The sequence below is a fragment of the Pseudarthrobacter sp. NPDC055928 genome (assembly GCF_042270935.1).
GTDB lineage: Bacteria > Actinomycetota > Actinomycetes > Actinomycetales > Micrococcaceae > Arthrobacter.
The window spans coordinates 1-22,176 of the sequence record NZ_JBHJZH010000002.1; the positions used below are offsets into that span (position 1 = coordinate 1).

23 protein-coding genes, 1 pseudogene and 1 riboswitch are annotated in these 22,176 nt (G+C 64.9%); of the genes and pseudogenes, 7 read left to right on the forward strand and 17 right to left on the reverse strand.

Translation table 11 applies throughout. The annotated features are described in order from the left end of the window. From ACFC25_RS03095 to ACFC25_RS03120, 6 genes and pseudogenes are all read left to right on the forward strand, one after another. Positions 1-1,551: pseudogene (locus ACFC25_RS03095) on the forward strand (pyruvate dehydrogenase (acetyl-transferring), homodimeric type); the annotation flags it as partial. Positions 1,552-1,739: 188 nt separating this feature from the next. Next, on the forward strand, positions 1,740-2,984 hold the full coding sequence (locus tag ACFC25_RS03100; protein ID WP_337348885.1) for a helix-turn-helix domain-containing protein: 1,245 nt from the start codon (positions 1,740-1,742) through the stop codon (positions 2,982-2,984). 88 nt (positions 2,985-3,072) lie between these two features. Next, positions 3,073-4,002, forward strand: a complete 930-nt coding sequence (locus ACFC25_RS03105) for an ACP S-malonyltransferase (RefSeq protein ID WP_337348886.1) — start codon at positions 3,073-3,075, stop codon at positions 4,000-4,002. Beyond that, positions 3,999-5,060, forward strand: a complete 1,062-nt coding sequence (locus ACFC25_RS03110; RefSeq protein WP_337348887.1) for a beta-ketoacyl-ACP synthase III — start codon at positions 3,999-4,001, stop codon at positions 5,058-5,060. Before ACFC25_RS03105 ends, ACFC25_RS03110 begins: the two co-directional genes overlap by 4 nt. 81 nt (positions 5,061-5,141) lie before the next feature. After that, complete coding sequence (locus ACFC25_RS03115; protein ID WP_009359314.1) at positions 5,142-5,387, forward strand: acyl carrier protein; 246 nt, start codon at positions 5,142-5,144, stop codon at positions 5,385-5,387. 161 nt (positions 5,388-5,548) lie between these two features. Then, positions 5,549-6,784 (forward strand): beta-ketoacyl-[acyl-carrier-protein] synthase II, encoded by a 1,236-nt coding sequence (locus ACFC25_RS03120; protein ID WP_337348888.1) that lies wholly within the window; start codon positions 5,549-5,551, stop codon positions 6,782-6,784. A 102-nt stretch (positions 6,785-6,886) separates the two neighbouring features. Here ACFC25_RS03120 and ACFC25_RS03125 read toward each other — a convergent pair whose 3' ends face one another. The 17 genes from ACFC25_RS03125 to ACFC25_RS03205 form a co-directional block, all read right to left on the reverse strand. Continuing rightward, positions 6,887-7,390 carry a DUF3145 domain-containing protein gene (locus ACFC25_RS03125; protein ID WP_337348889.1) on the reverse strand — a complete coding sequence of 168 codons (504 nt, stop codon included), beginning with the start codon at positions 7,388-7,390 and terminating at the stop codon, positions 6,887-6,889. A 283-nt stretch (positions 7,391-7,673) separates the two neighbouring features. Beyond that, positions 7,674-8,600, reverse strand: a complete 927-nt coding sequence (locus ACFC25_RS03130; RefSeq protein ID WP_337348890.1) for a tyrosine recombinase XerC — start codon at positions 8,598-8,600, stop codon at positions 7,674-7,676. A 50-nt stretch (positions 8,601-8,650) separates the two neighbouring features. Then, positions 8,651-9,835: a DNA-processing protein DprA gene (dprA, locus tag ACFC25_RS03135; protein WP_376043984.1), complete on the reverse strand. Its 1,185-nt coding sequence runs from the start codon at positions 9,833-9,835 to the stop codon at positions 8,651-8,653. A 9-nt stretch (positions 9,836-9,844) separates the two neighbouring features. Continuing rightward, the gene (locus ACFC25_RS03140; RefSeq protein ID WP_337352111.1) at positions 9,845-11,389 is read right to left on the reverse strand and encodes a YifB family Mg chelatase-like AAA ATPase; all 1,545 of its coding nucleotides are present in this window, start codon (positions 11,387-11,389) and stop codon (positions 9,845-9,847) included. Further along, the gene (locus ACFC25_RS03145; protein ID WP_337348893.1) at positions 11,390-11,746 is read right to left on the reverse strand and encodes a YraN family protein; all 357 of its coding nucleotides are present in this window, start codon (positions 11,744-11,746) and stop codon (positions 11,390-11,392) included. 146 nt (positions 11,747-11,892) lie between these two features. Continuing rightward, complete coding sequence (locus ACFC25_RS03150) at positions 11,893-12,219, reverse strand: DUF2469 domain-containing protein (protein WP_056335405.1); 327 nt, start codon at positions 12,217-12,219, stop codon at positions 11,893-11,895. 54 nt (positions 12,220-12,273) lie between these two features. Then, complete coding sequence (locus tag ACFC25_RS03155; protein ID WP_376043987.1) at positions 12,274-13,011, reverse strand: ribonuclease HII; 738 nt, start codon at positions 13,009-13,011, stop codon at positions 12,274-12,276. A 2-nt stretch (positions 13,012-13,013) separates the two neighbouring features. After that, the gene (lepB, locus tag ACFC25_RS03160; protein WP_337348895.1) at positions 13,014-13,877 is read right to left on the reverse strand and encodes a signal peptidase I; all 864 of its coding nucleotides are present in this window, start codon (positions 13,875-13,877) and stop codon (positions 13,014-13,016) included. Continuing rightward, positions 13,878-14,555: a signal peptidase I gene (lepB, locus tag ACFC25_RS03165; RefSeq protein WP_376043989.1), complete on the reverse strand. Its 678-nt coding sequence runs from the start codon at positions 14,553-14,555 to the stop codon at positions 13,878-13,880. It abuts the gene before it with no gap. Positions 14,556-14,640: 85 nt separating this feature from the next. Next, entirely contained in the window at positions 14,641-15,000 is a 360-nt protein-coding gene (gene rplS, locus ACFC25_RS03170; protein ID WP_337348897.1) for a 50S ribosomal protein L19, read from the reverse strand. Between the two features lie 249 nt (positions 15,001-15,249). Beyond that, positions 15,250-16,050 carry a tRNA (guanosine(37)-N1)-methyltransferase TrmD gene (trmD, locus tag ACFC25_RS03175; protein WP_376043992.1) on the reverse strand — a complete coding sequence of 267 codons (801 nt, stop codon included), beginning with the start codon at positions 16,048-16,050 and terminating at the stop codon, positions 15,250-15,252. Next, positions 16,051-16,596, reverse strand: coding sequence for a ribosome maturation factor RimM (gene rimM, locus ACFC25_RS03180; protein WP_376043993.1), 546 nt, complete (start codon positions 16,594-16,596; stop codon positions 16,051-16,053). Positions 16,597-16,704: 108 nt separating this feature from the next. After that, entirely contained in the window at positions 16,705-16,947 is a 243-nt protein-coding gene (locus tag ACFC25_RS03185; protein ID WP_066292169.1) for an RNA-binding protein, read from the reverse strand. Between the two features lies 1 nt (position 16,948). Next, a complete protein-coding gene (rpsP, locus tag ACFC25_RS03190; protein ID WP_337348900.1) occupies positions 16,949-17,362 on the reverse strand; it encodes a 30S ribosomal protein S16 in 414 nt (137 codons plus the stop codon). Between the two features lie 204 nt (positions 17,363-17,566). Then, positions 17,567-18,004 carry a hypothetical protein gene (locus ACFC25_RS03195; protein ID WP_337348934.1) on the reverse strand — a complete coding sequence of 146 codons (438 nt, stop codon included), beginning with the start codon at positions 18,002-18,004 and terminating at the stop codon, positions 17,567-17,569. A gap of 117 nt (positions 18,005-18,121) precedes the next feature. Next, entirely contained in the window at positions 18,122-18,997 is an 876-nt protein-coding gene (locus ACFC25_RS03200) for a VOC family protein (protein ID WP_376043996.1), read from the reverse strand. A gap of 106 nt (positions 18,998-19,103) precedes the next feature. Beyond that, positions 19,104-20,186, reverse strand: coding sequence for an amidohydrolase family protein (locus ACFC25_RS03205; protein ID WP_376043998.1), 1,083 nt, complete (start codon positions 20,184-20,186; stop codon positions 19,104-19,106). 75 nt (positions 20,187-20,261) lie between these two features. Continuing rightward, positions 20,262-20,369: riboswitch (TPP riboswitch) on the forward strand. On the opposite strand from ACFC25_RS03205, the gene thiC reads away from it, so the two are divergent. Further along, the gene (gene thiC, locus ACFC25_RS03210) at positions 20,364-22,175 is read left to right on the forward strand and encodes a phosphomethylpyrimidine synthase ThiC (RefSeq protein WP_376044000.1); all 1,812 of its coding nucleotides are present in this window, start codon (positions 20,364-20,366) and stop codon (positions 22,173-22,175) included. It overlaps the preceding riboswitch by 6 nt. The last annotated feature ends 1 nt before the right edge of the window (position 22,176 follow it).

Sequence of the window (22,176 nt, forward strand, 5' to 3'; positions counted from 1 at the left end):
ACCGTCATCCTCGCCAAAACCGTCAAGGGCTACGGACTCGGACCCCACTTCGAAGGCCGCAACGCCACCCACCAGATGAAAAAACTCACCCTCGACGACTTGAAGAAGTTCAGGGATCATCTGCGGATTCCGGTCACGGACGAACAGCTCGAAAAGGACCCGTACCAGCCGCCGTATTTCCACCCGGGCACGGACGCGCCGGAAATCCAGTACATGATGGAACGCCGCGCCGCACTGGGCGGATCTGTTCCGGAGCGCCGCTCCAAGCACGCTGACATCGCCCTTCCGGACGCCAAGTCCTACGAAGTGGCAAAGCGCGGTTCGGGCAAGCAGCAGGCGGCCACCACCATGGCCTTTGTCCGGCTGCTCAAGGACCTCATGCGGGACAAGAACTTCGGCAAGCACATCGCCCCGATCATTCCCGATGAGGCACGGACCTTCGGCATGGACGCCTTCTTCCCGACGGCGAAGATCTACAACCCCAAGGGCCAGAACTACCTGTCCGTGGACCGGGACCTCGTCCTGGCCTACAAGGAATCCGCGCAGGGCCAGCTGATCCACCCCGGCATCAACGAAGCCGGGGCCGTCGCAGCCTTCACCGCCGCCGGGACCGCCTACGCCACCCACGGCGTGCCCCTGATCCCGGTCTATGTGTTCTACTCCATGTTCGGCTTCCAGCGCACCGGCGACGCCTTCTGGGCAGCAGCGGACCAAATGACCCGCGGCTTCATCATCGGCGCCACCGCAGGACGGACCACCCTCACCGGCGAAGGACTCCAGCACGCCGACGGCCACTCCCCCATCCTCGCCGCCACCAACCCCGCGGTGGTCACCTATGACCCCGCCTATGGCTACGAAATGGGCCACATCATCCGCGACGGCATCGAACGGATGTACGGACCGGACTCCACTGACCGGAACCTGATGTACTACCTGACGGTGTACAACGAACCGATCACCCAGCCGGCCGAACCCGAAGAACTCGACGTCGAAGGTGTCCTCAAAGGCATCTACCTGCTGGCTCCGGCAAAGATCGACGGTCCCCGGACCCAGATCCTGGCCTCCGGTGTCTCCGTGCCGTGGGCGCTGGAAGCCCAGCGGCTCCTGGCCGAGGACTGGGGCGTCTCCGCCGACGTCTGGTCCGTCACATCCTGGAACGAACTGCGCCGCGACGGCATGGCCGCCGAGGAAGAAGCGTTCCTGAACCCGGGCCAGCCCGCTCGCGTCCCGTTTGTCACCCAGCAGCTCGCTGGTGCCACCGGACCGATCGTGGCCGTTTCGGACTACATGAAGGCCGTCCCGGACCAGATCCGCCAGTTCCTGCCAAACGAGTTTGCCTCGCTCGGCGCGGACGGCTTCGGCTTCTCCGACACCCGCGCAGCAGCACGCCGCTTCTTCAAGAACGACATCCACTCCATCGTGGTCCGTTCCCTGGAGATGCTGGCGCGCCGTGGAGAAGTGGACGCACAGGCACCGGCGAAGGCAATCGAAAAGTACCGCCTGCACAACGTCAACGCCGGTTCCACAGGCAACGCGGGGGGCGACTCCTGATCCGCCTGCAGCTGACCCACAGCCAGCTGCAATGAACGACGACGGCGACCCTCACCGAAAGGCGAGGGTCGCCGTCGTCGTTCCCGGGCCAGCCGTTTACCCGACGGACAAACCTGTGACGCACCACCACGTCGGTTGTAGCCTTTGCACAAATGGAGCTTGCGGGGCAGGCACCGTATGCTCAAAGGATGCCAGAGCCAACTCCCCCGCCCGTGAAGCGCAAGCCGACCTCGCGCAGCATGACTCCGGAGAAATCCGAAACCCTGAAAAAGCTCCGGGCGAGCGTGGGCCAACTGTCCACCACCACCCTGCGGCAGCTCGAAAAGTCACTGCCGTGGTACAGCCGGCTCAGCTCTGACGAACGGTCCGCGCTGGGCATGGTGGCCCAAAACGGCATCGCTGCCTTTGTCACCTGGTACGAGCGACCCAGTTCGCCGTCCTGGATCCTCTCCGACGTCTTTGGTACCGCCCCGACCGAACTCACGCGCTCCATCAGCCTCCAGAAGGCGCTCCAACTCATCCGGATCGTGGTTGAAGTAGTTGAGGACCAGGTCCCCGTGATTGCGCCCGAGGCCGACCAGCCATCGCTCCGCGAGGCCGTGCTCCGGTATTCGCGCGAAGTTGCCTTCGCCGCCGCTGATGTCTACGCACGGGCGGCTGAATCCCGCGGATCGTGGGACACCCGGCTTGAGGCGCTGATCGTGGACGCCATCCTGCGCGGCGAAAACACCGACGCTCTGCGCTCACGCATCGCTGCCCTGGGCTGGAAGGCCCAGGAGCGGTTTACGGTGATGGTGGGCAATTCTCCGTCAGAACCGAGTGCCAGCTATGTCAGCGAACTGCGACGGCTGGCTGGCCGCTACGCCGAGGACGCCTTGGTGGGAATCCAGGGCGACCGCCTGATTTTGATTCTTGGCGGCGTACAGGACCGCGAAACGGCCTACCTCAAGCTCAGCGAGATGTTTGCCCCGGGACCCGTGGTCTACGGGCCGGAGGCGAGTTCGCTCCTGGAAGCCAGCGGGTCCGCGCAGTCCGCCTTTGCCGGCCTCACGGCAGCCAGGGCGTGGCCTTCGGCTCCGCGGCCCGTAGCCGCCGACGATCTGCTGCCTGAACGCGTCATCTCCGGCGACGACGCGGCGCGCCGGTCACTGGTCAAGAATATCTACCGTCCCCTCGTGGCGGCCTCCAATGGCCTGGTGGAGACGCTGGGTACGTACCTGGAGCTGGGCCACTCGCTTGAGGCGACCGCCCGGGAATTGTTTGTCCATGCGAACACGGTCAGGTACCGGCTGAAGCGCGTCTGTGATGTCACAGGCTGGGATCCACTCCTTCCCCGCGAGGCGTTTGTGCTTCAGGCTGCGTTGGTGGTGGGCCGCCTCGCGGCGCCCCCGAAAGCACCGACCGAGCGTCATCCGGCGCGGAATCAGACCTGAGGCGTTGTAGACTTCCTACAACCTGACCCCGTGAGCTTGGTGCAGAGAAACACCGCTGAATCACACAGTAATTTGGAAAGCTGGATACGTGCTTGCAATAGTCTGCCCTGGACAGGGCTCACAGACCCCGGGTTTTCTGGCCCCCTGGCTGGAACTGCCTTCGGTAGCAGGCCAGCTGGCCTCCCTGAGCGAAATCGCAGGCATCGACCTGACAGCCCACGGGACTACCTCGGATGAGGAAACCATCAAGGACACCGCCGTAGCGCAGCCGCTTATTGTTGCGGCCGGCCTGGTGGCGGCCAAGTCCCTCTTCGACGTCGAACTCAGCTCCCTCCCGGTGATCCTCGCCGGTCACTCGGTCGGCGAAATCACCGCATCCGCCCTGGCCGGAATCCTCACCGAACAGGAAGCCATGACTTTCGTCCGGGAGCGCGCCAACAGCATGGCCGCCGCCGCGGCAGTCACTCCCACCGGCATGAGCGCTGTGATAGGCGGGGACCCTGCAGAGGTCCGGGCCGCGATTGAAGCGTCCGGCGCCACTCCGGCCAACGTCAACGGCGCGGGCCAGACTGTGGCCGCCGGGACCTTCGACCAGCTCAAGGCGCTGGCAGAGAACCCACCCGCCAAGACCCGCATTATTCCCCTCAAGGTGGCCGGGGCGTTCCACACCTCGCACATGGCCCCTGCGGTAAGCGCCCTTGAGGCGCTCAAACCAACCCTGAAGCCGCAGGATCCCCGGGTTCCGTTGCTCTCCAACTTCGACGGCAAGGACGTAACCGGCGGCGTGGCCGGTGTCGACAGCCTGATTGCCCAAGTCTCCCGTCCGGTCCGCTGGGACCTTTGCATGGATACGATGGTGCAGCGGGGCGTCACCGGAGTCATTGAACTGGCTCCTGCAGGAACGCTTGCGGGCCTCGCCAAACGCGGCATGCCCGGAGTCAAGACGGTTGCCGTCAAGACGCCGGATGACCTCTCAGCCGCACTGGCACTCTTCGCAGAATTGGAGGGCAACGCATGAGCGTTCCCACGCTTAAGCAGGCGCCCGTCCAGGAGAACACGCGCATCCTGGGAATCGGCGCTTACCGACCGGACATCATTGTCACCAACGACGACGTCTGCCAGTGGATTGATTCCTCGGACGAATGGATCCGGCAGCGCACCGGCATCGTCACGCGCCACCGCGCTCCGGCCGATGTCAGCGTCATCGACATGGCTGAAGGGGCGGCGCAGGAGGCCCTCAAGCAGGCCGGTATCGAAGCCTCCCAGCTCGGCGCCGTCATCGTCTCCACTGTGACCCACCCCTACGCCACTCCGTCGGCGGCTGCCAGCCTGGCTGACCGGCTGGGCGCAACGCCGGCTCCGGCCTTTGATATCTCAGCAGCCTGCGCCGGCTACTGCTACGGCATTGCCCAAGGCGATGCCCTGGTGCGGTCCGGCGCCGCCAAATACGTCCTGGTCGTGGGTGCGGAAAAGCTCTCCGACGTCATCGACAACCACGAGCGCACCATTTCTTTCCTGCTCGGCGACGGTGCCGGCGCGGTAGTGATCGGTCCATCCGACACACCCGGGATTGGTCCGTCCGTCTGGGGTTCAGATGGCAGCAAGTGGGACGCCATTGGCATGACGCGGTCCATGCTCGATGTCCGGGCCCTGAGCCAGGCAGCGCGCCAGTCGGACGAGTCTGGTGACTTCGCGCTGCTGGAAGAAGCCCAGGACCTGTGGCCGACGCTCCGTCAGGATGGGCAGACCGTGTTCCGCTGGGCTGTGTGGGAAATGGCGAAGGTGGCGCAGCAGGCCCTGGAGGCTGCCGGTGTGCAGGCCGAGGACCTCGTGGCGTTCATCCCGCACCAGGCAAACATGCGGATCATCGACGAAATGGTCAAAAAGCTCAAGCTTCCCGAAACCGTCACCGTGGCCCGGGACATTGCCGACGCCGGCAACACCTCGGCTGCGTCCATCCCCTTGGCCACGCACCGGTTGCTCCAGGAAAACCCAGGACTCAGCGGCGGTCTTGCGCTGCAGATTGGCTTCGGAGCCGGGCTCGTCTTCGGCGCCCAGGTAATCGTCCTTCCGTAGGAACGCCCCACCCAGGCAGCATCCGCTGTCTGAACCGTTTCCGGCAGCCCCTGCCGGCAATAACAAGAAAAGGAGCCATCAATGGCTAGCAACGAAGAGATCCTGGCCGGCTTGGCTGAAATCGTCAACGAAGAGACCGGCCTCGCGCCCGAGGCTGTGGAGCTGGACAAGTCCTTCACCGAGGACCTGGACATCGACTCCATCTCCATGATGACCATCGTGGTCAACGCCGAAGAGAAGTTCGGCGTGCGCATCCCGGACGAAGAGGTCAAGAACCTCAAGACCGTCGGCGACGCCGTCAGCTTCATCGCCGGCGCGCAGGCCTAGCCACAACGCCAGTCGCTTGCGGCTTGGCTGGACTGCCGGACCGGGAACTCCGGACCGGCAGTCCAGCCGCATCAAACCGGCAGCCACCTGCCCTACATCCCACACGCGGGACCCCGCCGGAGAAACCGGACCCGGGCTGCCCACCGACAGAGAGTGATCCCATGACACGCAAAGTAGTCATTACCGGTCTGGGTGCCACCACGCCCATCGGCGGCGACGTACCCACAATGTGGAACAACGCGCTAAAGGGGGTCTCTGGTGCCCGCACCCTGGAGGACGACTGGGTTGCCAAGTATGAACTTCCCGTCCACTTCGCTGCCCGCTGCAGTACCCCTGCCCTCGACGTCCTCAGCCGCGTCGAAGCAAAGCGCATGGACCCTTCCACGCAGTTCGGCGTCATCGCCTCCCGGGAAGCCTGGGCCGACTCCGGTATCACCGAAATCGACCACGACCGCCTCGCCGTTGCCTTCGCTACAGGGATCGGCGGCGTGTGGACCCTGCTCGACGCCTGGGACACCCTGAAGGAAAAAGGCCCGCGACGGGTCCTTCCGATGACCGTTCCCATGCTGATGCCCAACGGTGTCGCTGCAGCCGTCAGCCTTGACCTTGGTGCCCGTGCTGGCGCCCACACCCCTGTTTCTGCTTGCGCTTCCGGCACAGAAGCCCTCCACCTTGGCCTCGACCTGATCCGTTCCGGCAAGGCTGATGTGGTGATGTGTGGCGGCGCCGAGGCTGCCATCCACCCCATGCCGCTGGCGGCGTTCGCCTCCATGCAGGCACTGTCCCGCCGGAATGAGGACCCCGAGGGCGCCTCCCGTCCGTATGACCTCGGCCGCGACGGCTTTGTGATGGGCGAAGGCGCCGGCGCGCTGGTCCTCGAAGCCGAAGAGCACGCTTTGGCACGTGGCGCACGCATCTACGGCGAGCTCGCAGGCACGTCGGTAACCGCCGACGCGTACCACATCACGGCTCCGGACCCCGAGGGCCTGGGCGCTACCCGCGCGCTGAAGGCAGCCATGTTCGACGGCCGCATCCAGGCCGAGGACGTTGTGCACGTCAACGCCCACGCGACGTCGACGCCCGTGGGCGACAAGCCGGAGTACACGGCTCTCCGTGCCGCCCTGGGCAACCACATCGACAATGTGGCAGTCTCAGCGACCAAGTCGCAGATGGGCCACCTCCTGGGAGCCTCCGGCGCCGTGGAGGCTGTCCTGACCGTGCTCGCCGTTTACGAACGCAAGGCACCGGTGACCATCAACCTCGAAAACCAGGACCCGGAAATCCCGCTCGACGTCGTTACGTCCGCGCGTGACCTCCCGGCCGGGAACATTGTGGCATTGAGCAACTCCTTTGGCTTCGGCGGCCACAATGCCGTGATCGCAGTACGCAGCGTCTAGCATCTCCTAGTGAAAAGCAAGGGCCCCGCCGGTTGGCGGGGCCCTTGTTTTTGCTATGGAAACGGTTTTGATGCCCGACGGCGGTAACACCTTTCGGGGGCGTCAGCCCACTTGGTGGAGCCAGCGCACGGGAGCGCCTTCGGCGGCGTGCCTGAAGGGCTCCAGCTCTTCGTCCCATGCCTCGCCAAGGGCCAAGGACAGCTCGTGGTAAACCGCGGAGGGATCACCTGCGCCTGACTCGTAGGCGTACCGGATCCGGTCCTCTGAGACCATGATGTTGCCGTGAACATCGGTCGTGGCGTGGAAGATCCCCAGTTCGGGCGTGTGTGACCAGCGGCCACCGTCGACACCTTGGCTTGGCTCCTCGGTGACCTCATAGCGGAGATGGGCCCAGCCGCGCAGTGAGGAGGCCAGCTTCGATCCGGTCCCGGGAGCGCCGGTCCAGGAGAGCTCGGCCCGAAACATTCCGGGCGCAGCAGGCTGAGGGGTCCACTCAAGATCCGTTCGCTTGTCCACGACGGATCCAATGGCCCACTCCACGTGCGGGCACAGAGCGGTAGGGGCCGAGTGTACGAACAACACACCGCGGGTCATTGCAACAGACATTCCATCCTCCATAGCTGTAGGTACGTCTTCCCCAACGACCTCTGCCTGGATGAAATGCGCTGTGCCGTGTTCCTGCCGGCTGCGGTTATCCCTGCCTGAATATGTAACTGTGTCCGGACTTGCCATTACACACGAAGCACTGAGCTTCAAGCGAGACTTGAAAGTTGCCGGACTTGACTCTTATTGTGCCGCACGCCGCCTAATTACGCCACTGCAATTCCTTGGGGCCTTCCTCTGCGTCATTTCCAGCCGAAACCAAGGGCGCCACTGGCCGACGGCATACTCAGGCCCGGGGATGTGCCTGCTGGTAACTCTTGCGGAGCCTGTCGACGGAGACGTGGGTGTAGACCTGCGTCGTGGCGAGGCTGCTGTGCCCCAGGATCTCCTGAACGGCCCGCAGATCCGCACCGCCGTCCAGGAGATGAGTAGCCGCTGAATGTCGGAGGGCATGGGGACCCGTGGCCGAGGTGTCGCCCAAAGCTTCGAAGAGATCCTTTACCACTGCCCTTACCTGCCGCTGGTCCACCCGGTTGCCCCTTGATCCCAGGAACAACGCGGCTCCGCTCTGGTCCTGGGCCAGCCGCGGCCGGCCCCTGCGGAGCCAGTCATCCATGGCGACCGCGGCGGGAACTCCATAGGGAACGGTTCTTTCCTTGTTTCCCTTACCGATGACACGGAGCGTTCGGCGGTCCGGGTTGAGGTCGTCGACGTCCATGCCGGCCAGTTCACCCACACGAATGCCGGTAGCGTAAAGGAGTTCCACCATGGCCCGGTTGCGCACGGCGAGCGGCGCTCCTTCCAGGGCAGCCTCCTCAAGCTTGGCCAGCAGCCTCGTTATCTGCTGGGCCTGCAGGACACCGGGCAGGGACTTTTCCTTTTTCGGGGCCTTCAGCCGAAGCGAGGGATCCTCGTTGATGAGTTCTTCCCGGAGTGCCCAGGCAGTGAAAGACCGCGCCGTAGCCGATCTCCGGGCGAGTGTGGAGCGGGCGGCCCCCGCCTCGCTCTGGACACCAAGCCACCGCCGCAGGGTGCCAAGTTCAAGGCCGGGCAGGTCAGTAACGCCTTCGGACGCGCTGTATGCCAGCATGCTCCGGACGTCAGCAAGGTAGGCACGGACGGTGTGCTCGGACCTGGCCCGCTCCCCCGCCAAATATTTGCCGAAGGCTTCGGCTGCCCGCGCAAGGGCCGGCGGCAATTCCTGAATCTCCACATGCTTACTCTCCCAGCATTTGTTCGCAGATAAAGGCCGGACACAGCAATCTAGGCTGACCCTTTGGCACGCTTCCACCCGCCCCGTTCAGAAAGGGCCAGTCCGAGGAGTCCCAGTCTTCCCAGGCCGGCCCGCACTGATTCCTGGCTGAGCCCTGCAACAGAACATAGTTTGTCCACAGAAGTTGAGGACCTGAGCGGCAAGGCGTCAAGAAGGATCAGATCTTCAAGGGTCAGGCCGTCGTGCTCTGCTGCGCGTCCCGTCCGGGCTTCCGGAACGGCTTCGCCGCTCGGTGAGGCTAGCTCAGCTATCTCACCGGCATCTGTGACGCAGACAGCCCCGCCGTCCCGGAGCAGTCGGTGGCACCCCGCCGAATTGGCACTATGAACGGATCCCGGAACCGCACCGACAGCCCTGCACAGGGTCTCTGCGTGATGGGCTGTATTCAGGGCCCCGGACCGCCAGCGCGCTTCGACCACCACCGTTACAGCGGAAAGTGCCGCGATTAGCCGGTTACGCTGAAGGAACCTGTACCGGGTTGGGGCCGACCCCGGGGGAACCTCGGCCAGGACGGCTCCCTGGTTACAGACCGCCCGGAGCAGGTCCTCATTCCCGGAAGGATAAAACCGGTCCACACCGCCAGCCATCACGGCGATGGTGGGTACCGCGCCGGCTCCCCCGGCAAGGGCGGCACGATGGGCGTGGGCATCGATGCCGTAGGCCCCGCCGGACACAACCGTAAAGCCACGCTGGGCCAACGAGTATGCGAGGTCGCCCGTGACGGACGCGCCGTAACTGGTGCTGTCCCGTGAGCCCACGAGCGCCACGCACCGGGAAACATCCGGGAGCGGCTGTTCCAGGCCGCGCCACCACAGGCAGATGGGCTCCTGGAGTCCGAGCTCCGCCAACTGCGCGGGCCACAACTCATCGGAGGGGACAATCAGCCGGCCTCCGAGGCGGGCCATAGTAGCCAAATCCCGCTCGGGTGCAAGGTCCGGAATCCTGGGGGCCCAGCGTTTCAGGGCCGCCCCCATCCCAGCCCAGCTGGTTCCTGCTCCGTTGTCCGCCAGCAACGCCGTGATTTCCTGTTCCAGTGCCGGTCCGGCGGCCAGTTGGCCAGTGGCTATCCGCAGCGCGTCGGTGGCTCCAGCTGCTTTGACCAGCGCGAGTCCTGCCGCATCCTGCGGCTCCATCAGCCGCGACAATGAGGCACGGGTTATCCGTTCGTTGTCCATGTCCAGTTCCTATGCCACTGCCGAGGCAGCCTGCCGCAGGCCCAGGGCCTGTCCAATGTCATTGAGGTCCGGCCTGTCACGATGGGCAAGATCGGCCAGGGTCCATGCGAGCCGCAGCACCCTGTCATAGCCTCTCGCCGTCAGGACGCCGCGCTCCAGGGAGTTGTCCAGGATGCGGGTCGATGACGCCGGGAGTCGGAGCTCGCCTCGCAGGATCCGGCCAGGAACCTGCGAATTGGTTTCCAGGCCAAGGGGGTGCAGCCGTTCGGACTGCCTGCGGCGGGCGGCACGCACCCGCTGCGCCACCGCAGCGGTGTCCTCTTCCATGCCGCCCTGGCCGAAGTCCGCCAAGGAGACACGCTCCACCTGCAACTGGATGTCCACCCGGTCCAGCAGGGGTCCAGACATCCTGGCAAGGTAGCGGCGCCGCATCATGGGCGTGCACGTACAGTCCAGGCCCTTACCCGAGGCCTTTCCGCAGGGACATGGATTGGCGGCAAGTACCAATTGGAACCTGGCAGGATACGCGGCTGTCCCTGCGGAGCGATGGATCACGAGCTCCCCGCTCTCCAGCGGCTGCCGAAGGGCATCTAGGACCCGGCGTTCGTACTCAGGGGCCTCGTCAAGGAACAAGACACCACGGTGGGCCCGTGATGCGGCTCCTGGCCGCGGCAGTCCTGATCCGCCTCCGATGATTGCGGCCGCAGTGGCGGAATGATGCGGGTTCTCAAACGGTGGCCTGCGGAGGAGCTGTACAGCAGAGGAAGGCAACCCGCAGAGTGAATGAATGGCGGTGACTTCCATGGCCTCGTTGTCGGCGAGATCCGGGAGCAGCCCTGGCAGCCGCTCCGCCAGCATGGTCTTTCCGGCGCCCGGCGGTCCGGTGAGCAGCAGATGGTGCGCACCGGCGGCGGCCACTTCAAGGGCCCTTCTGGCGTCACCCTGCCCTGAGACGTCGGCCATGTCGGGAACGGCTTCGTAGCCTGCCTCCGTCCCGTTGGGATCTGGAGCGTCGTCGGGTTCGAAGTCCAGCACCAGTTCCTGCGGGTCGGCGCCGCAGTCCAGTGCCAGCCTGGCAAGGGTCCGGTAGCCTCTGACGTTGGCGCCGGGTACCAGCGCGGCCTCGGCCAGGTTTGCCTGAGCCACGACGATGTCGGGATATCCTGCCTGCACCGCCGCCATCACTGCCGGAAGGATGCCCCGCACCGGCCGTAACCGGCCGTCCAGCCCTAGTTCGGCTATGAAGACAGTGCGCTCGGTTGGCTTGATGTCGTTCGCGGCACGCAGGACTGCCATGGTGACTGCGAGGTCGAAGCCTGAACCACGCTTGGGAAGCGAGGCCGGGATCAGGTTAGCGGTGATTTTTCTCCGGCTCAGCGGAATCCCGGAATTCTTGGTGGCCGAGCGTATGCGCTCCTTCGCCTCGTTGAGCGCAGCATCAGGCAGGCCGAGAAGGATAAATGCAGGGAGGCTCTGTCCGATGTCGGCTTCGACCTCGACGATGTACCCGTTCAACCCTACGAGGGCAACCGAGTAGGTGCGGCCCAAAGTCATTTACACCACTCCCCTGAGGTGCTCCACGACGGGTTCGCCAACGCCGTCGTCCAGGACGGCGATGACATCGACTCTCCGCAGCGGCATCCGAACGTCGCTCTCGCGGCACCAGGCTGCACCCAGGCGGTGGAGCCGCGCCAGCTTCGCTTCCCCCACAGCCTCAAAAGGATGGCCGTAGTCGAGCGAGCGGCGTGTCTTCACTTCGGCGATCACCAGGGCGTCCCGGTCCAGGGCGACAATGTCGATTTCGCCCTCGGTGCACCGCCAGTTCCGATCGACCACCAGCATGCCCAGCGATTCAAGATAAACGGCGGCGAGTTCCTCGCCACGCCTGCCTAACAGGTCTTTGGATTTCATTGCTACCTCCGCAAACCAGCCTGCAGGAGCAGGACCGCGGAGGACAGGGACCTATTGGCCTATGTGGGCAACCCGGCCGGCCGCCGGGGGTGTTGAGGACAAGTGGCGATCAGGCAGGGCTTCTGGCAGGCCGTGAAGCGGGGGCGTCAGTTGCCAAGGTCAACGTCCTTGGGCAACGCCAGTTCCTCGTTGCGGGGAAGCTCCTCGACGTTGACGTCCTTGAAGGTCAGCACCCGGACGCTTTTGACGAACCGGGCTGAGCGATAGACGTCCCATACCCAGGCGTCCTGCAGTGTCAGGTCAAAGTAGACTTCGCCGTCGGCGCTGCGGGCCTGGAGATCCACGTGGTTAGCCAGGTAGAAACGCCGTTCGGTCTCGACAACGTAGCTGAACAGCCCGACGACATCGCGGTATTCACGGTAGAGCTGAAGCTCCATGTCGGTTTCATAGTTTTCAAGATCCTCGGCACTCATGCTTCCATCTTGCACCATTGAGCGCGGCGCTGGCGTCACGGCGAAGGGCAGGCGTCAGAGTTCTCCGCCAAGCAGCCGCCAGCTCACGCGGTGATAAGGCGTGGGGCCTGCGGCACGGAGGACATCGCGGTGCAGGGACGTGGCGTAGCCTTTGTTGATGTCCCAGCCGAAATCCGGAAATTCGGCGTGCAGTTGGCGCATTTGCTGATCACGTTCGACCTTGGCAATCACGCTGGCGGCCGCCACGCTCAGGCACTGCATGTCTGCCTTCACGCGGGTATGGACGGGCGCGGCGCAGCCGGCGTCGCTCGGGGCCTCATCAAACAGTGAGGGTTGCTCAGCCGGTGAGAGCCAATTGTGGCTGCCGTCCAGGAGCACGATGTCGGGGGTGATTCCTGTGGCCAGGACGTCCATCCAGGCGCGGGTACCTGCCAACCGGAGCGCGGCGATGATGCCCAGCGCGTCGATCTCCGCCGCCGAGGCGTGCCCTACCGCCGAAGCCACGCTCCACTTGCGTACCAACGGTTCCAGGCGTTCCCGTTCTGCGGGGCTGAGCAGCTTGCTGTCCCGCACCCCCGCGAGCGGCTTTTGGGCAAGGAGGTCGACGACGGCGATTCCCACGCTCACGGGCCCGGCCAGTGCGCCGCGCCCCACTTCGTCCACGCCGGCCAGGTACCGGGCACCGAGGGCTTTGAAGGTGCGTTCGTGGCGCAGGGTGGGGGCCTTGGAACGTGGCCCGGTGGCAGGCCGCGCAGCAGCCTTGGCTGGAGCGAGGGGTAATGCTGCGGACATCCTCAGCCTCCAGCGGGCACGTTCTTGAAGACGTCCGGGTAGTTGTCGAGGACGCTGATGCGATTCAACGGCCACGCGATGACGGCCGCCTTGCCTTCGATGTCAGCGAGGTTGACGAAGCCGCCGTTGGCTTCCATGTGGGCGCGTGAATCGGCCGAGTGGTTGCGGTTGTCGCCCATGACCCATACCTTTCCTTCCGGAACAACGACATCGAAGTTGCGGATCTCCGGGATTTCTGCGGCGTTGACGTAGCTCTCGTCTACCGGGGCTCCGTTGATGGTCAGTTTACCGCCGGCGTCGCAGCAGATCACGTGGTCTCCGGGCAGTCCGATGACGCGCTTGACGAGATGCTGCTCCGAGTCGTCCGGCAGCAGGCCCACAAATGTCAGGCCGTCCTGAACCCAGGTGAACGGCCCCTCAGTCTTCTCCGGGGCGGCAGCCAGCCAGCCCTGGGTGTCCCGGAAGACCACCACATCGCCATGCGAGAGGGCGAAAGGTTCGGGAACGAGCAAGTTGACGAAAATACGGTCGTTGACGTCCAGGGTGCTGACCATGGATTCGGACGGAATGTAGAACGCGCGGAACAGGAAAGTCTTGATCAGGAATGAGAGCACCACAGCGATCACCACCACCGTGGCGATTTCCTTCAGCCAGACAAAGAGGGGGCCCGGCGCCGAAGGCTCCGCCCGGGGAGCAGAAGAGTGCTTCCCGGCGGCCGGGCTGGCGGGGGCGCCTCCCTCGGCTTTAGCCGGCGCGGATTCGGGAACGGCTGCAGCGGCGTCGGATTCGGCAGCAGCACGGGCGGCGGGGGCTTCAGGGCCGCCGTCATGGCCAGGATCGGGGATCCGGGCGTGGTTCTCGGGCATCTACTGTCCGTCCTCTGTTGTTGGTCCTGCCTGCTGCGGCCGTGCTACTGCAGCAAATCTATCAAGCGGCCAGACTATCTGGACGGGCCGGCCGATCACCCTGTCCAGCGGCACCATTCCGCCGCCCGGGGCACCAAGCAGGCTGCGGGAGTCGGCGGACAGGGACCGGTGGTCCCCGAGCAGCCACAGCCGCCCTTCCGGCACTTCGGCGGTGAAGGCCTGCCGGCTGGCCACATCCCCCGGGAAGAGATACGGTTCGTCCAACGGCGCACCGTTCACGGTGATCTTTCCGTCGGTGTCACAGCACACCACAGTATCTCCGGGAACGCCGATCACCCTCTTGACGTAGGTAGTGTCGCTTCCGACGAGCCCAATCCATTGGGCGGCGGCCGCCGCCGCATCCGCCAGGGGCCCCTTCCCGCTGTTCAACGGGGCGAACGAGCCCCGTCCGTCAAAGACCACGACGTCACCACGGCGGACGGGTTCCGTCTGGAAGTCCGTCCTCGAGACCAGGATGCGGTCTCCGCCCTGCAAAAGCGGCTCCATGGATTCGGACGGTATGTAATAGACATCCAGCCACAGCGAGCGGATGAGTCCGCTGATGGCAACGGCAAGCAGGAGTGCCAGGAACGCAAAACGCCAGCCCATTCTTCTGGGCTGGCGTTTTGTCTGGTCCATGAATCCGTATCCTGAGGCGCTGTGGCGGTTGGCTCCGGCGCTGGCCTGGTACGGCTGTGGCCCTGCCTTGTAGGTCCGGGGGGACTTACTTGGCGGTGGTGAAGTCGCGCTTTTCCTTGATCTTTGCGGCCTTGCCGCGCAGGGCGCGCATGTAGTACAGCTTGGCGCGACGGACGTCGCCCTTGCTGACGAGCTCGATCTTGTCGATGATCGGGGAGTGTACCGGGAAGGTACGCTCCACACCGACGCCGAAGGAGACCTTGCGGACCGTGAAGGTTTCGCGGATGCCGTCGCCCTGGCGGCCCAGGACGAAGCCCTGGAATACCTGGACACGGGAGTTCTTGCCTTCGATGATGTTCACGTGCACCTTGAGGGTGTCACCTGCGCGGAACGCAGGAACGTCGGTGCGCAGCGAGGCTGCATCTACGGAATCGAGAATATGCATAATTCCACTCCTGGTGAACGCCACAGGTCATTCACTTTGGGTCACGGCGGCCAAGCCCGGAGGCGCTTGCGCGAGCCGGAAATTGCCGTCGAAAGTTTTGTGGTCCGGTTCCGCCACTGATTGGCGGCACCGGGGTGTCCCGCTGTTGGTTGCGCTCCCCCTGTGGCAGGTGCGGACCCAGCAGACACAAGGACTAATTTTGCCACATCCGGCGGCTTACAGCCAATCGGCGCCGGCGGGGCGGCGCCGTCAGTTGGGCGCGTCAGGCCGCGGCCGGAGACGGCCGTCGACGACGTCGTACCCCAAGTCGGCGAGAGCAGTCCGGTCCGCGCGGGGTAACTTCCCGGCGTCGAAAGTTTCCAGGAGGTCAGGGCGGCGTTCAGCCGTCCGCCGAAACTGCTCATGGCGGCGCCACTGGGCGATCTTGCCGTGGTTGCCGCTCAGCAGCACTTCCGGCACTTCCCGGTCCCGCCAGACGGAGGGTTTGGTGTAAACGGGGTACTCGAGCAGCCCGTCCGAGTGGGACTCCTCCACCAGGGACTCGGGGTTCCCGACGACGCCGGGCAGCAGGCGGCCAATGGCCTCCACCATGGCCAGTACGGCCACTTCGCCGCCGTTAAGGACGTAGTCGCCCAGGCTCATGGGCCGCACGGTAAAGTGTTCCTCCGCCCATTCGATGACGCGCTCGTCAATGCCCTCATAGCGTCCGCAGGCGAAGACGAGCTGTTCCTCTTCGGCCAGTTCATGCGCCAGTGCCTGGCTGAAGCGCTCCCCCGCCGGCGATGGGACGATCAGCACAGGCTTGGCTGATTTGTCTCCACCCGTTGCGGCCACGGAGGCCAGGGCCTGCGCCCAGGGTTCTGCCTTCATCACCATGCCGGCACCGCCGCCGTAGGGTGTGTCATCCACCGAGCGGTGCTTGTCCGTGGTGAAGTCGCGCAGGTCGTGGACGCGAAGGTCCAGCAGGCCGTCCTGGCGGGCCTTGCCGATGAGGGACAGCTCCAGGGGCGCCAGGTATTCCGGGAAGATGCTGACGACGTCGATTCTCATCTACGCGTTGTCCTCCGGCCCGGCCGCACCGGCTTCGTCGGTGTTGATGTCAAAGAGGCCATCAGGCGGCGTCAGCAGGACAAACCCCTCGGCGACGTTGACCTCGGGCACGATCTGTTCCACGAACGGGATCAGGATTTCCTTACCGTCCGGGGCTTCGACCACCAGCAGGTCCTGGACGGGCATGGTGTGCAGGGCTGCGATTTTGCCCACCACCTGCGAGCCGACCCGGGCCTCGAGTCCTACCAGTTCGTGCTCGTACCAGCCTTCGTCGTCGTCCTCGTCCAGCTCTTCGGTTTCGATAAACAGTTTGGCGCCGCGGAGGGTCTCGGCCTGGTTGCGGGTTTCGATTCCCTCGAAGGCAAGCAGGAGGATGTCCTTGTTCCAGCGCGCACTTTCAACAGTGAGCGGGCCGGCCGAGGCAGGTTCCACCACAAACTCGGTGCCGGGAACGAACCTGTCCGCCGGGGCGTCAGTCAGCACCTGGACCGTCACTTCCCCGCGGATTCCATGCGGTTTGCCGATTCGTGCCACCTGAAGCTGCATCTGGTCCTCTGTTCGTGGTTGTGCTGGGGTTAGGCGTTGTGGTGAAAGCACTCCGGCCCCTCCACCGTTGGTGGAAGGGCCGGAGCAAAACTGATGTTGCCGAGCGCTTTAGCGGCGGCGGTCGGTGTCGACGACGTCGACCCTTACCGGCTCGCCGTCAGCCAGTGCCGCCACAACGGTGCGCAGTGCGCGTGCCGTGCGGCCCTGGCGGCCGATCACCCGTCCGAGATCGTCCTGGTGAACGCGCACTTCGAGGGTGTCCCCGCGGCGGTTGTTCTTCGAGGTGACCTTGACGTCTTCCGGGGAATCAACGATTCCGCGGACCAGGTGTTCGAGCGCTTCAGCCAGCAATCTACTCAGCCTCGGTGGTCTCGGCTTCGGCTTCGGCCGGGGCGTCGGACTGCTTGGACTTCTTGGTGATCGCTTCCGGGATGATCACGGAACCCTTCTCCGGAGCAACGAAGGCAGCCTTCGGAGCTTTGGTCTTCAGGGTGCCTTCCTGGCCCGGGAGGCCCTTGAACTTCTGCCAGTCACCGGTGATCTTGAGGATCGCGGCAACCTGCTCGGACGGCTGGGCGCCGACGGACAGCCAGTACTGGGCACGCTCGGAGTCAACCTCGATGTATGAGGGCTCTTCGGTGGGGTGGTACTTGCCGATTTCTTCGATTGCACGGCCATCACGCTTGGTGCGTGAGTCCGCAACGACGATGCGGTAGTACGGTGCGCGCATCTTGCCAAAGCGCTTAAGGCGAATCTTTACGGCCACTTTTGTGGTCACTCCTGTTTCAGAAAAGGGGTGAACCCGGCGTTCTGCACCCGTGGGGCGGGCCATACTTGAGGGTTCGAAGGACAGGATCCAGACGCGGAGAGAGGGGCCACGCAGATCGAGTACCTGTTTATTGTGCCAGATCAGCGCCCGGATTTCGACTTGGGACCGATCCGCCGGACACCTGCGATGCTCCCACGTTGCTCAGGATGACCAGACGTACAGCCCGGTGCGGTCGGCATCCTCGATTCCACTGGCCAGCTCTGCCAGCTGCTGCACGTATTTCCTGGCTTCGGCCGCCCCGAATGGCATGTCGTCCTGGGCCGCCCATTTTTCGGCGACGTCGTCGAGTACATTGCCCTCCCCCTCGGTCTCATAGCTGAGCAGCTCAGCGAGCGCCCGGACCATGGCGGGCGGAACACCCAGCAGTGAATCGCTGGCCACATCCACCATGGCCAGTTCATAGTCCGCACCACCGGCATGCACGGCCGCGCCGGCGAGGTCCCCGAGCTGTTCAATTTCGAAGTCACTGATCCCGGGAATCCGAAGGCCGGGTGTGGCGGGGGAACCGCCGTCGTCCAGTATCCCGGCACGCTTCAGCGCGGCGTCGTGGGTTGAAACAAAGATTTCGGTGAAGCCCATGGGAATCGCCCTCATTCCGTCGACGGTGCGGCTCTGGCAGGCAGCTGCAGAGCTGCCCCGGCCGTTCGGAATCAGCCTAGTACACGGCTCCTTGCTCTCCGGGCCGCCGCACCCGGCTTAGCGCACAGCGACCCGGATGCTGTTTCGCCAAGGGTCCTCGAAGCGCAACTCGGCCCCCGTATGGTGGCTGGGAACCCCCGCGACCTTCAGCCGATCGGCAAGTGCGCCGACGTCGTCTCCGGACGGCACCTCAATGAGCACCTCCCCCAGGCCGAGGGTATCTTTCCGGGGACCGGCGCCGCGGCTGTTCCAGACGTTCATGGCCATGTGGTGGTGGTAGCGCCCGGCGGACACAAAAAGCGCCTGGCCATGCCAGCCCGCCGTCTTCTCGAACCCCAACGTGCCGACATAGAAATCGTGGGCGGTGTGGACGTCGCCTACCTGGAGGTGGACGTGGCCCACCCCGGCGGCCGTCCGCTGCTGGCCCTCAACGGATTCCTGGGTCAGATGCTCCTGCAGGTAGCGCTGCGGAGGCAGTGCCAGGCTGTCCATGACCACGTCCGTTCCATTCCAGGACCAGTTTTTGCGCGGCCGGTCCCAGTAGAGTTCGATGCCGTTGCCCTCCGGGTCGTTGAAATAGAAGGCTTCACTGACCAAGTGGTCCGCACTGCCCGTGAACGAGCGGGGCTCATATTGGGCCGCCGTAGCGACTGTGGCCGCCAGTGCCGCCTGGTCCTCAAAGAGCAGCGCCGTGTGGAACAGCCCGGCCTCGCCCCTGCCAGGAAGAGTCAGCCCGGGGGCGGCGGCCAGATGCACTAGCGGCTTTCCGAGCCGGCCCATGTAGAGGCCACCGTCCTGTTCGGCCACCACGTCCAGGCCCAGTGCGCGCTGGTAGTAGTCAGTCATGAGCTTCATGTCGCCGACCTTCAGCATCACCGTGCCCATGGTGAGCTCGGCAGGTAGAAGGTCCTGGCTGGTGGATTCTGCGGTCATCGAAAACTCCCGGTCCAACGGCCGCCGGATCTCGGAGGCCTCTACTCTTCTAAATTACTTGAAGCTTCAATTTATTCCCAGCTGTACGATGCGTGATCTTCAACGGTCAGCGGATCACCTCGCCCCGCAACACGACGTGCCGGAGCGTGGCGACAGTGGAGGGGACGCGCCGGGGGTCTTCCCCGCACAACACCACATCGGCGCTGGCACCCTCGGAGATCCCCTCAGCGCCGAGCCACGTCCGCGCACCCCAGCAAGCAGCATCCAGGGCCGCCGCAGGAGGGAGGCCTGCCCGGTGCAGTGCCAGGATTTCGTCGGCGATCCGTCCGTGCCGGATGACGCTGCCCGCATCTGTCCCGGCATAGATTCGCACACCCGCTGCGAAGGCTTCGTACACGCGCTCGTACCTGCGTTCCCACAGCGCGTGCATGTGCTCGGCGTACCGCGGGAATTTCGCTTCGGCCTGGCGGGCGATGTCCGGGAAGGTGTCGATGTTGATCAGCGTCGGAACGATGGGGACACCCTGGGCGGCGAGCCGGGGAACGTGCCGGGGCAGCAATCCAGTGGCGTGCTCGATGCAGTCGATGCCGGCGTCGAGCATCTGGTCAAGGGTGGCTTCGGCGAAGCAGTGCGCGGTCACCCGTGCGCCCTCGTCGTGGGCCGCCTGCACGGCATCGCGGACGACGGCGTCGGGAAACGACGGTGCGAGGTCTCCGGCGTCGCGGTCAATCCAGTCCCCCACGAGCTTGACCCAGCCGTCGCCGGCCCTCGCCTGCTTCCGCACGGCCTCCACCAGGCCGTCCGGCTCCACCTCGACGGCGAAATCCCGCAGGTAGCGCCGGGACCGGGCAATATGCCGCCCGGCGCGGATAAGCCTGGGCATGTCGTGACGCTGCTGCAGCCAACGCGTGTCGCTTGCCGCCCCGGCATCACGGACCAGGAGCGTGCCTGCGTCGCGGTCGGTGCGGGCCTGTTCTTCAGCCATCGCATCCGGGACGACGCCGCCGGGTCCCAGGCCAACGTGGCAGTGGGCATCAACGAACCCGGGAAGGACCCAGCCCCCAAGCACAGCATCGGGGGACGTGGGGGGCCTGTGGAACGTGAGACGGCCGTCGACGGACCAGAGGCCCCGCCGTTCCTCATTCGGTCCGGTGAGCACTGTTCCGCTGAATTCGATGATTCCGGCCATGGCAACAGCCTAATCCGCGGAAGAGCCCGCCCACGTCACGGTCAGGAGTGCCCTCCCGCACCTGTGGTAGCTTCATCTAGACCACACGGGAGCCCTTGCAGGGGCTGAGATCAGGCTGACGCAGCCTGCGACCGTTGAACCTGTCCGGGTAATGCCGGCGAAGGAAGTGAGTATTCATTGAGTACACCAGAAACACGGCTGATTGCTGCCCAAAATGAGACGGCCAAGGGGAAAGCCGGCACTGAAACCCAGTCGCTGAAATCCCATTCGTTGGCGTTCATCAGTGACGAGGCCACCGGAATCCGGGTTCCGGTAACGGAAATTGCGCTGGAACCATCGCCCAACGGCGAGGCGAACGGCCCTTTCCGGACCTACCGCACCGCCGGCCCTGGAAGTGATCCGGTAGTGGGCCTGGACCCGTTCCGCTCGGAATGGATCGCGGCCCGTGGCGACACCGAGCCCTACAGCGGCCGGGAACGGAACCTGCTCGACGACGGCAAGTCGGCAGTCCGCCGCGGCGCAGCCTCCGCAGAGTGGAAGGGAGCACAGCCGGTGCCCCGCCGCGCCGTCGACGGCCGGACAGTCACCCAGATGCACTACGCAAAGCAGGGTGTCATCACCCCGGAAATGCAGTTCGTTGCCCTCCGCGAAAACTGTGACGTGGAACTGGTCCGCAGCGAAGTGGCGGCGGGCCGCGCCATCATCCCCAACAACATCAACCACCCGGAATCCGAGCCGATGATCATCGGCAAGGCCTTCCTGGTCAAGATCAACGCCAATATCGGCAACTCGGCTGTGACAAGTTCCATCGCCGAGGAAGTGGACAAACTGCAGTGGGCAACCCAGTGGGGAGCCGACACCGTGATGGACCTGTCCACCGGCGATGACATCCACACCACGCGTGAATGGATCATCCGCAACTCCCCCGTCCCCATCGGCACGGTGCCCATCTACCAGGCGCTGGAGAAGGTCAATGGCGAGGCCAACAAGCTGACGTGGGAGATCTTCCGTGACACCGTGATTGAGCAGTGCGAGCAGGGCGTGGACTACATGACCATCCACGCCGGAGTGCTGCTGCGCTACGTGCCGCTGACGGCCAACCGTGTCACCGGCATCGTTTCCCGTGGCGGTTCCATCATGGCCGGCTGGTGCCTCGCGCATCACCAGGAGAACTTCCTGTACACCCACTTCGACGAGCTGTGCGAAATTTTCGCCAAATACGACGTCGCTTTCTCCCTCGGCGACGGGCTGCGCCCGGGAGCGACGGCGGACGCCAACGATGCCGCCCAGTTCGCCGAGCTGGATACGCTGGCTGAACTGACGCAGCGCGCCTGGGAATTCGACGTGCAGGTGATGGTGGAAGGACCCGGCCACGTACCGTTCCACCTTGTCCGGGAGAATGTGGAACGCCAGCAGGAGCTCTGCAAGGGGGCCCCGTTCTACACCCTCGGACCGCTGGTCACGGACATAGCACCCGGCTACGACCACATCACCTCCGCCATCGGGGCCACCGAGATCGCCCGCTACGGCACCGCCATGCTCTGCTACGTCACGCCTAAGGAGCACCTCGGCCTGCCCAACAAGGACGATGTGAAGACGGGTGTGATCACCTACAAGATCGCGGCCCACGCCGCCGACCTGGCCAAGGGCCACCCCGGCGCCCATGAGCGGGACGACGCCCTGTCAAAGGCGCGGTTCGAGTTCCGCTGGCGGGACCAGTTCGCACTGTCCCTGGACCCGGTCACTGCGGAAGCCTTCCACGACGAAACGCTGCCCGCCGAGCCGGCCAAAACCGCCCACTTCTGTTCCATGTGCGGCCCCAAGTTCTGCTCCATGAGGATCAGCCAGGACATCCGGGATGAGTACGGCTCGGCTGAATCCCAGGCAGCCCTGGCGGAGATGGCGGCCGGGATGCGAGAAAAGAGCGAGGAGTTCCTCGCGGCAGGCGGGAAGGTTTACCTGCCTGACCTGGAGGTGCCTTCGCGCTAAC

What these genes read in the sequence shown, in the direction of transcription:
- ACFC25_RS03100 (WP_337348885.1), top strand. Translation starts at nt 1,740, where the DNA reads ATGCCAGAGCCAACTCCCCCGCCCGTGAAGCGCAAGCCGACCTCGCGC.
- ACFC25_RS03110 (WP_337348887.1), top strand. Translation starts at nt 3,999, where the DNA reads ATGAGCGTTCCCACGCTTAAGCAGGCGCCCGTCCAGGAGAACACGCGC.
- ACFC25_RS03115 (WP_009359314.1), top strand. Translation starts at nt 5,142, where the DNA reads ATGGCTAGCAACGAAGAGATCCTGGCCGGCTTGGCTGAAATCGTCAAC.
- ACFC25_RS03120 (WP_337348888.1), top strand. Translation starts at nt 5,549, where the DNA reads ATGACACGCAAAGTAGTCATTACCGGTCTGGGTGCCACCACGCCCATC.
- ACFC25_RS03125 (WP_337348889.1), bottom strand. Translation starts at nt 7,390, where the DNA reads ATGTCTGTTGCAATGACCCGCGGTGTGTTGTTCGTACACTCGGCCCCT.
- dprA (WP_376043984.1), bottom strand. Translation starts at nt 9,835, where the DNA reads ATGGACAACGAACGGATAACCCGTGCCTCATTGTCGCGGCTGATGGAG.
- ACFC25_RS03140 (WP_337352111.1), bottom strand. Translation starts at nt 11,389, where the DNA reads ATGACTTTGGGCCGCACCTACTCGGTTGCCCTCGTAGGGTTGAACGGG.
- ACFC25_RS03145 (WP_337348893.1), bottom strand. Translation starts at nt 11,746, where the DNA reads ATGAAATCCAAAGACCTGTTAGGCAGGCGTGGCGAGGAACTCGCCGCC.
- ACFC25_RS03150 (WP_056335405.1), bottom strand. Translation starts at nt 12,219, where the DNA reads ATGAGTGCCGAGGATCTTGAAAACTATGAAACCGACATGGAGCTTCAG.
- ACFC25_RS03155 (WP_376043987.1), bottom strand. Translation starts at nt 13,011, where the DNA reads ATGTCCGCAGCATTACCCCTCGCTCCAGCCAAGGCTGCTGCGCGGCCT.
- lepB (WP_337348895.1), bottom strand. Translation starts at nt 13,877, where the DNA reads ATGCCCGAGAACCACGCCCGGATCCCCGATCCTGGCCATGACGGCGGC.
- lepB (WP_376043989.1), bottom strand. Translation starts at nt 14,555, where the DNA reads ATGGACCAGACAAAACGCCAGCCCAGAAGAATGGGCTGGCGTTTTGCG.
- rplS (WP_337348897.1), bottom strand. Translation starts at nt 15,000, where the DNA reads ATGCATATTCTCGATTCCGTAGATGCAGCCTCGCTGCGCACCGACGTT.
- trmD (WP_376043992.1), bottom strand. Translation starts at nt 16,050, where the DNA reads ATGAGAATCGACGTCGTCAGCATCTTCCCGGAATACCTGGCGCCCCTG.
- rimM (WP_376043993.1), bottom strand. Translation starts at nt 16,596, where the DNA reads ATGCAGCTTCAGGTGGCACGAATCGGCAAACCGCATGGAATCCGCGGG.
- ACFC25_RS03195 (WP_337348934.1), bottom strand. Translation starts at nt 18,004, where the DNA reads ATGGGCTTCACCGAAATCTTTGTTTCAACCCACGACGCCGCGCTGAAG.
- ACFC25_RS03200 (WP_376043996.1), bottom strand. Translation starts at nt 18,997, where the DNA reads ATGACCGCAGAATCCACCAGCCAGGACCTTCTACCTGCCGAGCTCACC.
- ACFC25_RS03205 (WP_376043998.1), bottom strand. Translation starts at nt 20,186, where the DNA reads ATGGCCGGAATCATCGAATTCAGCGGAACAGTGCTCACCGGACCGAAT.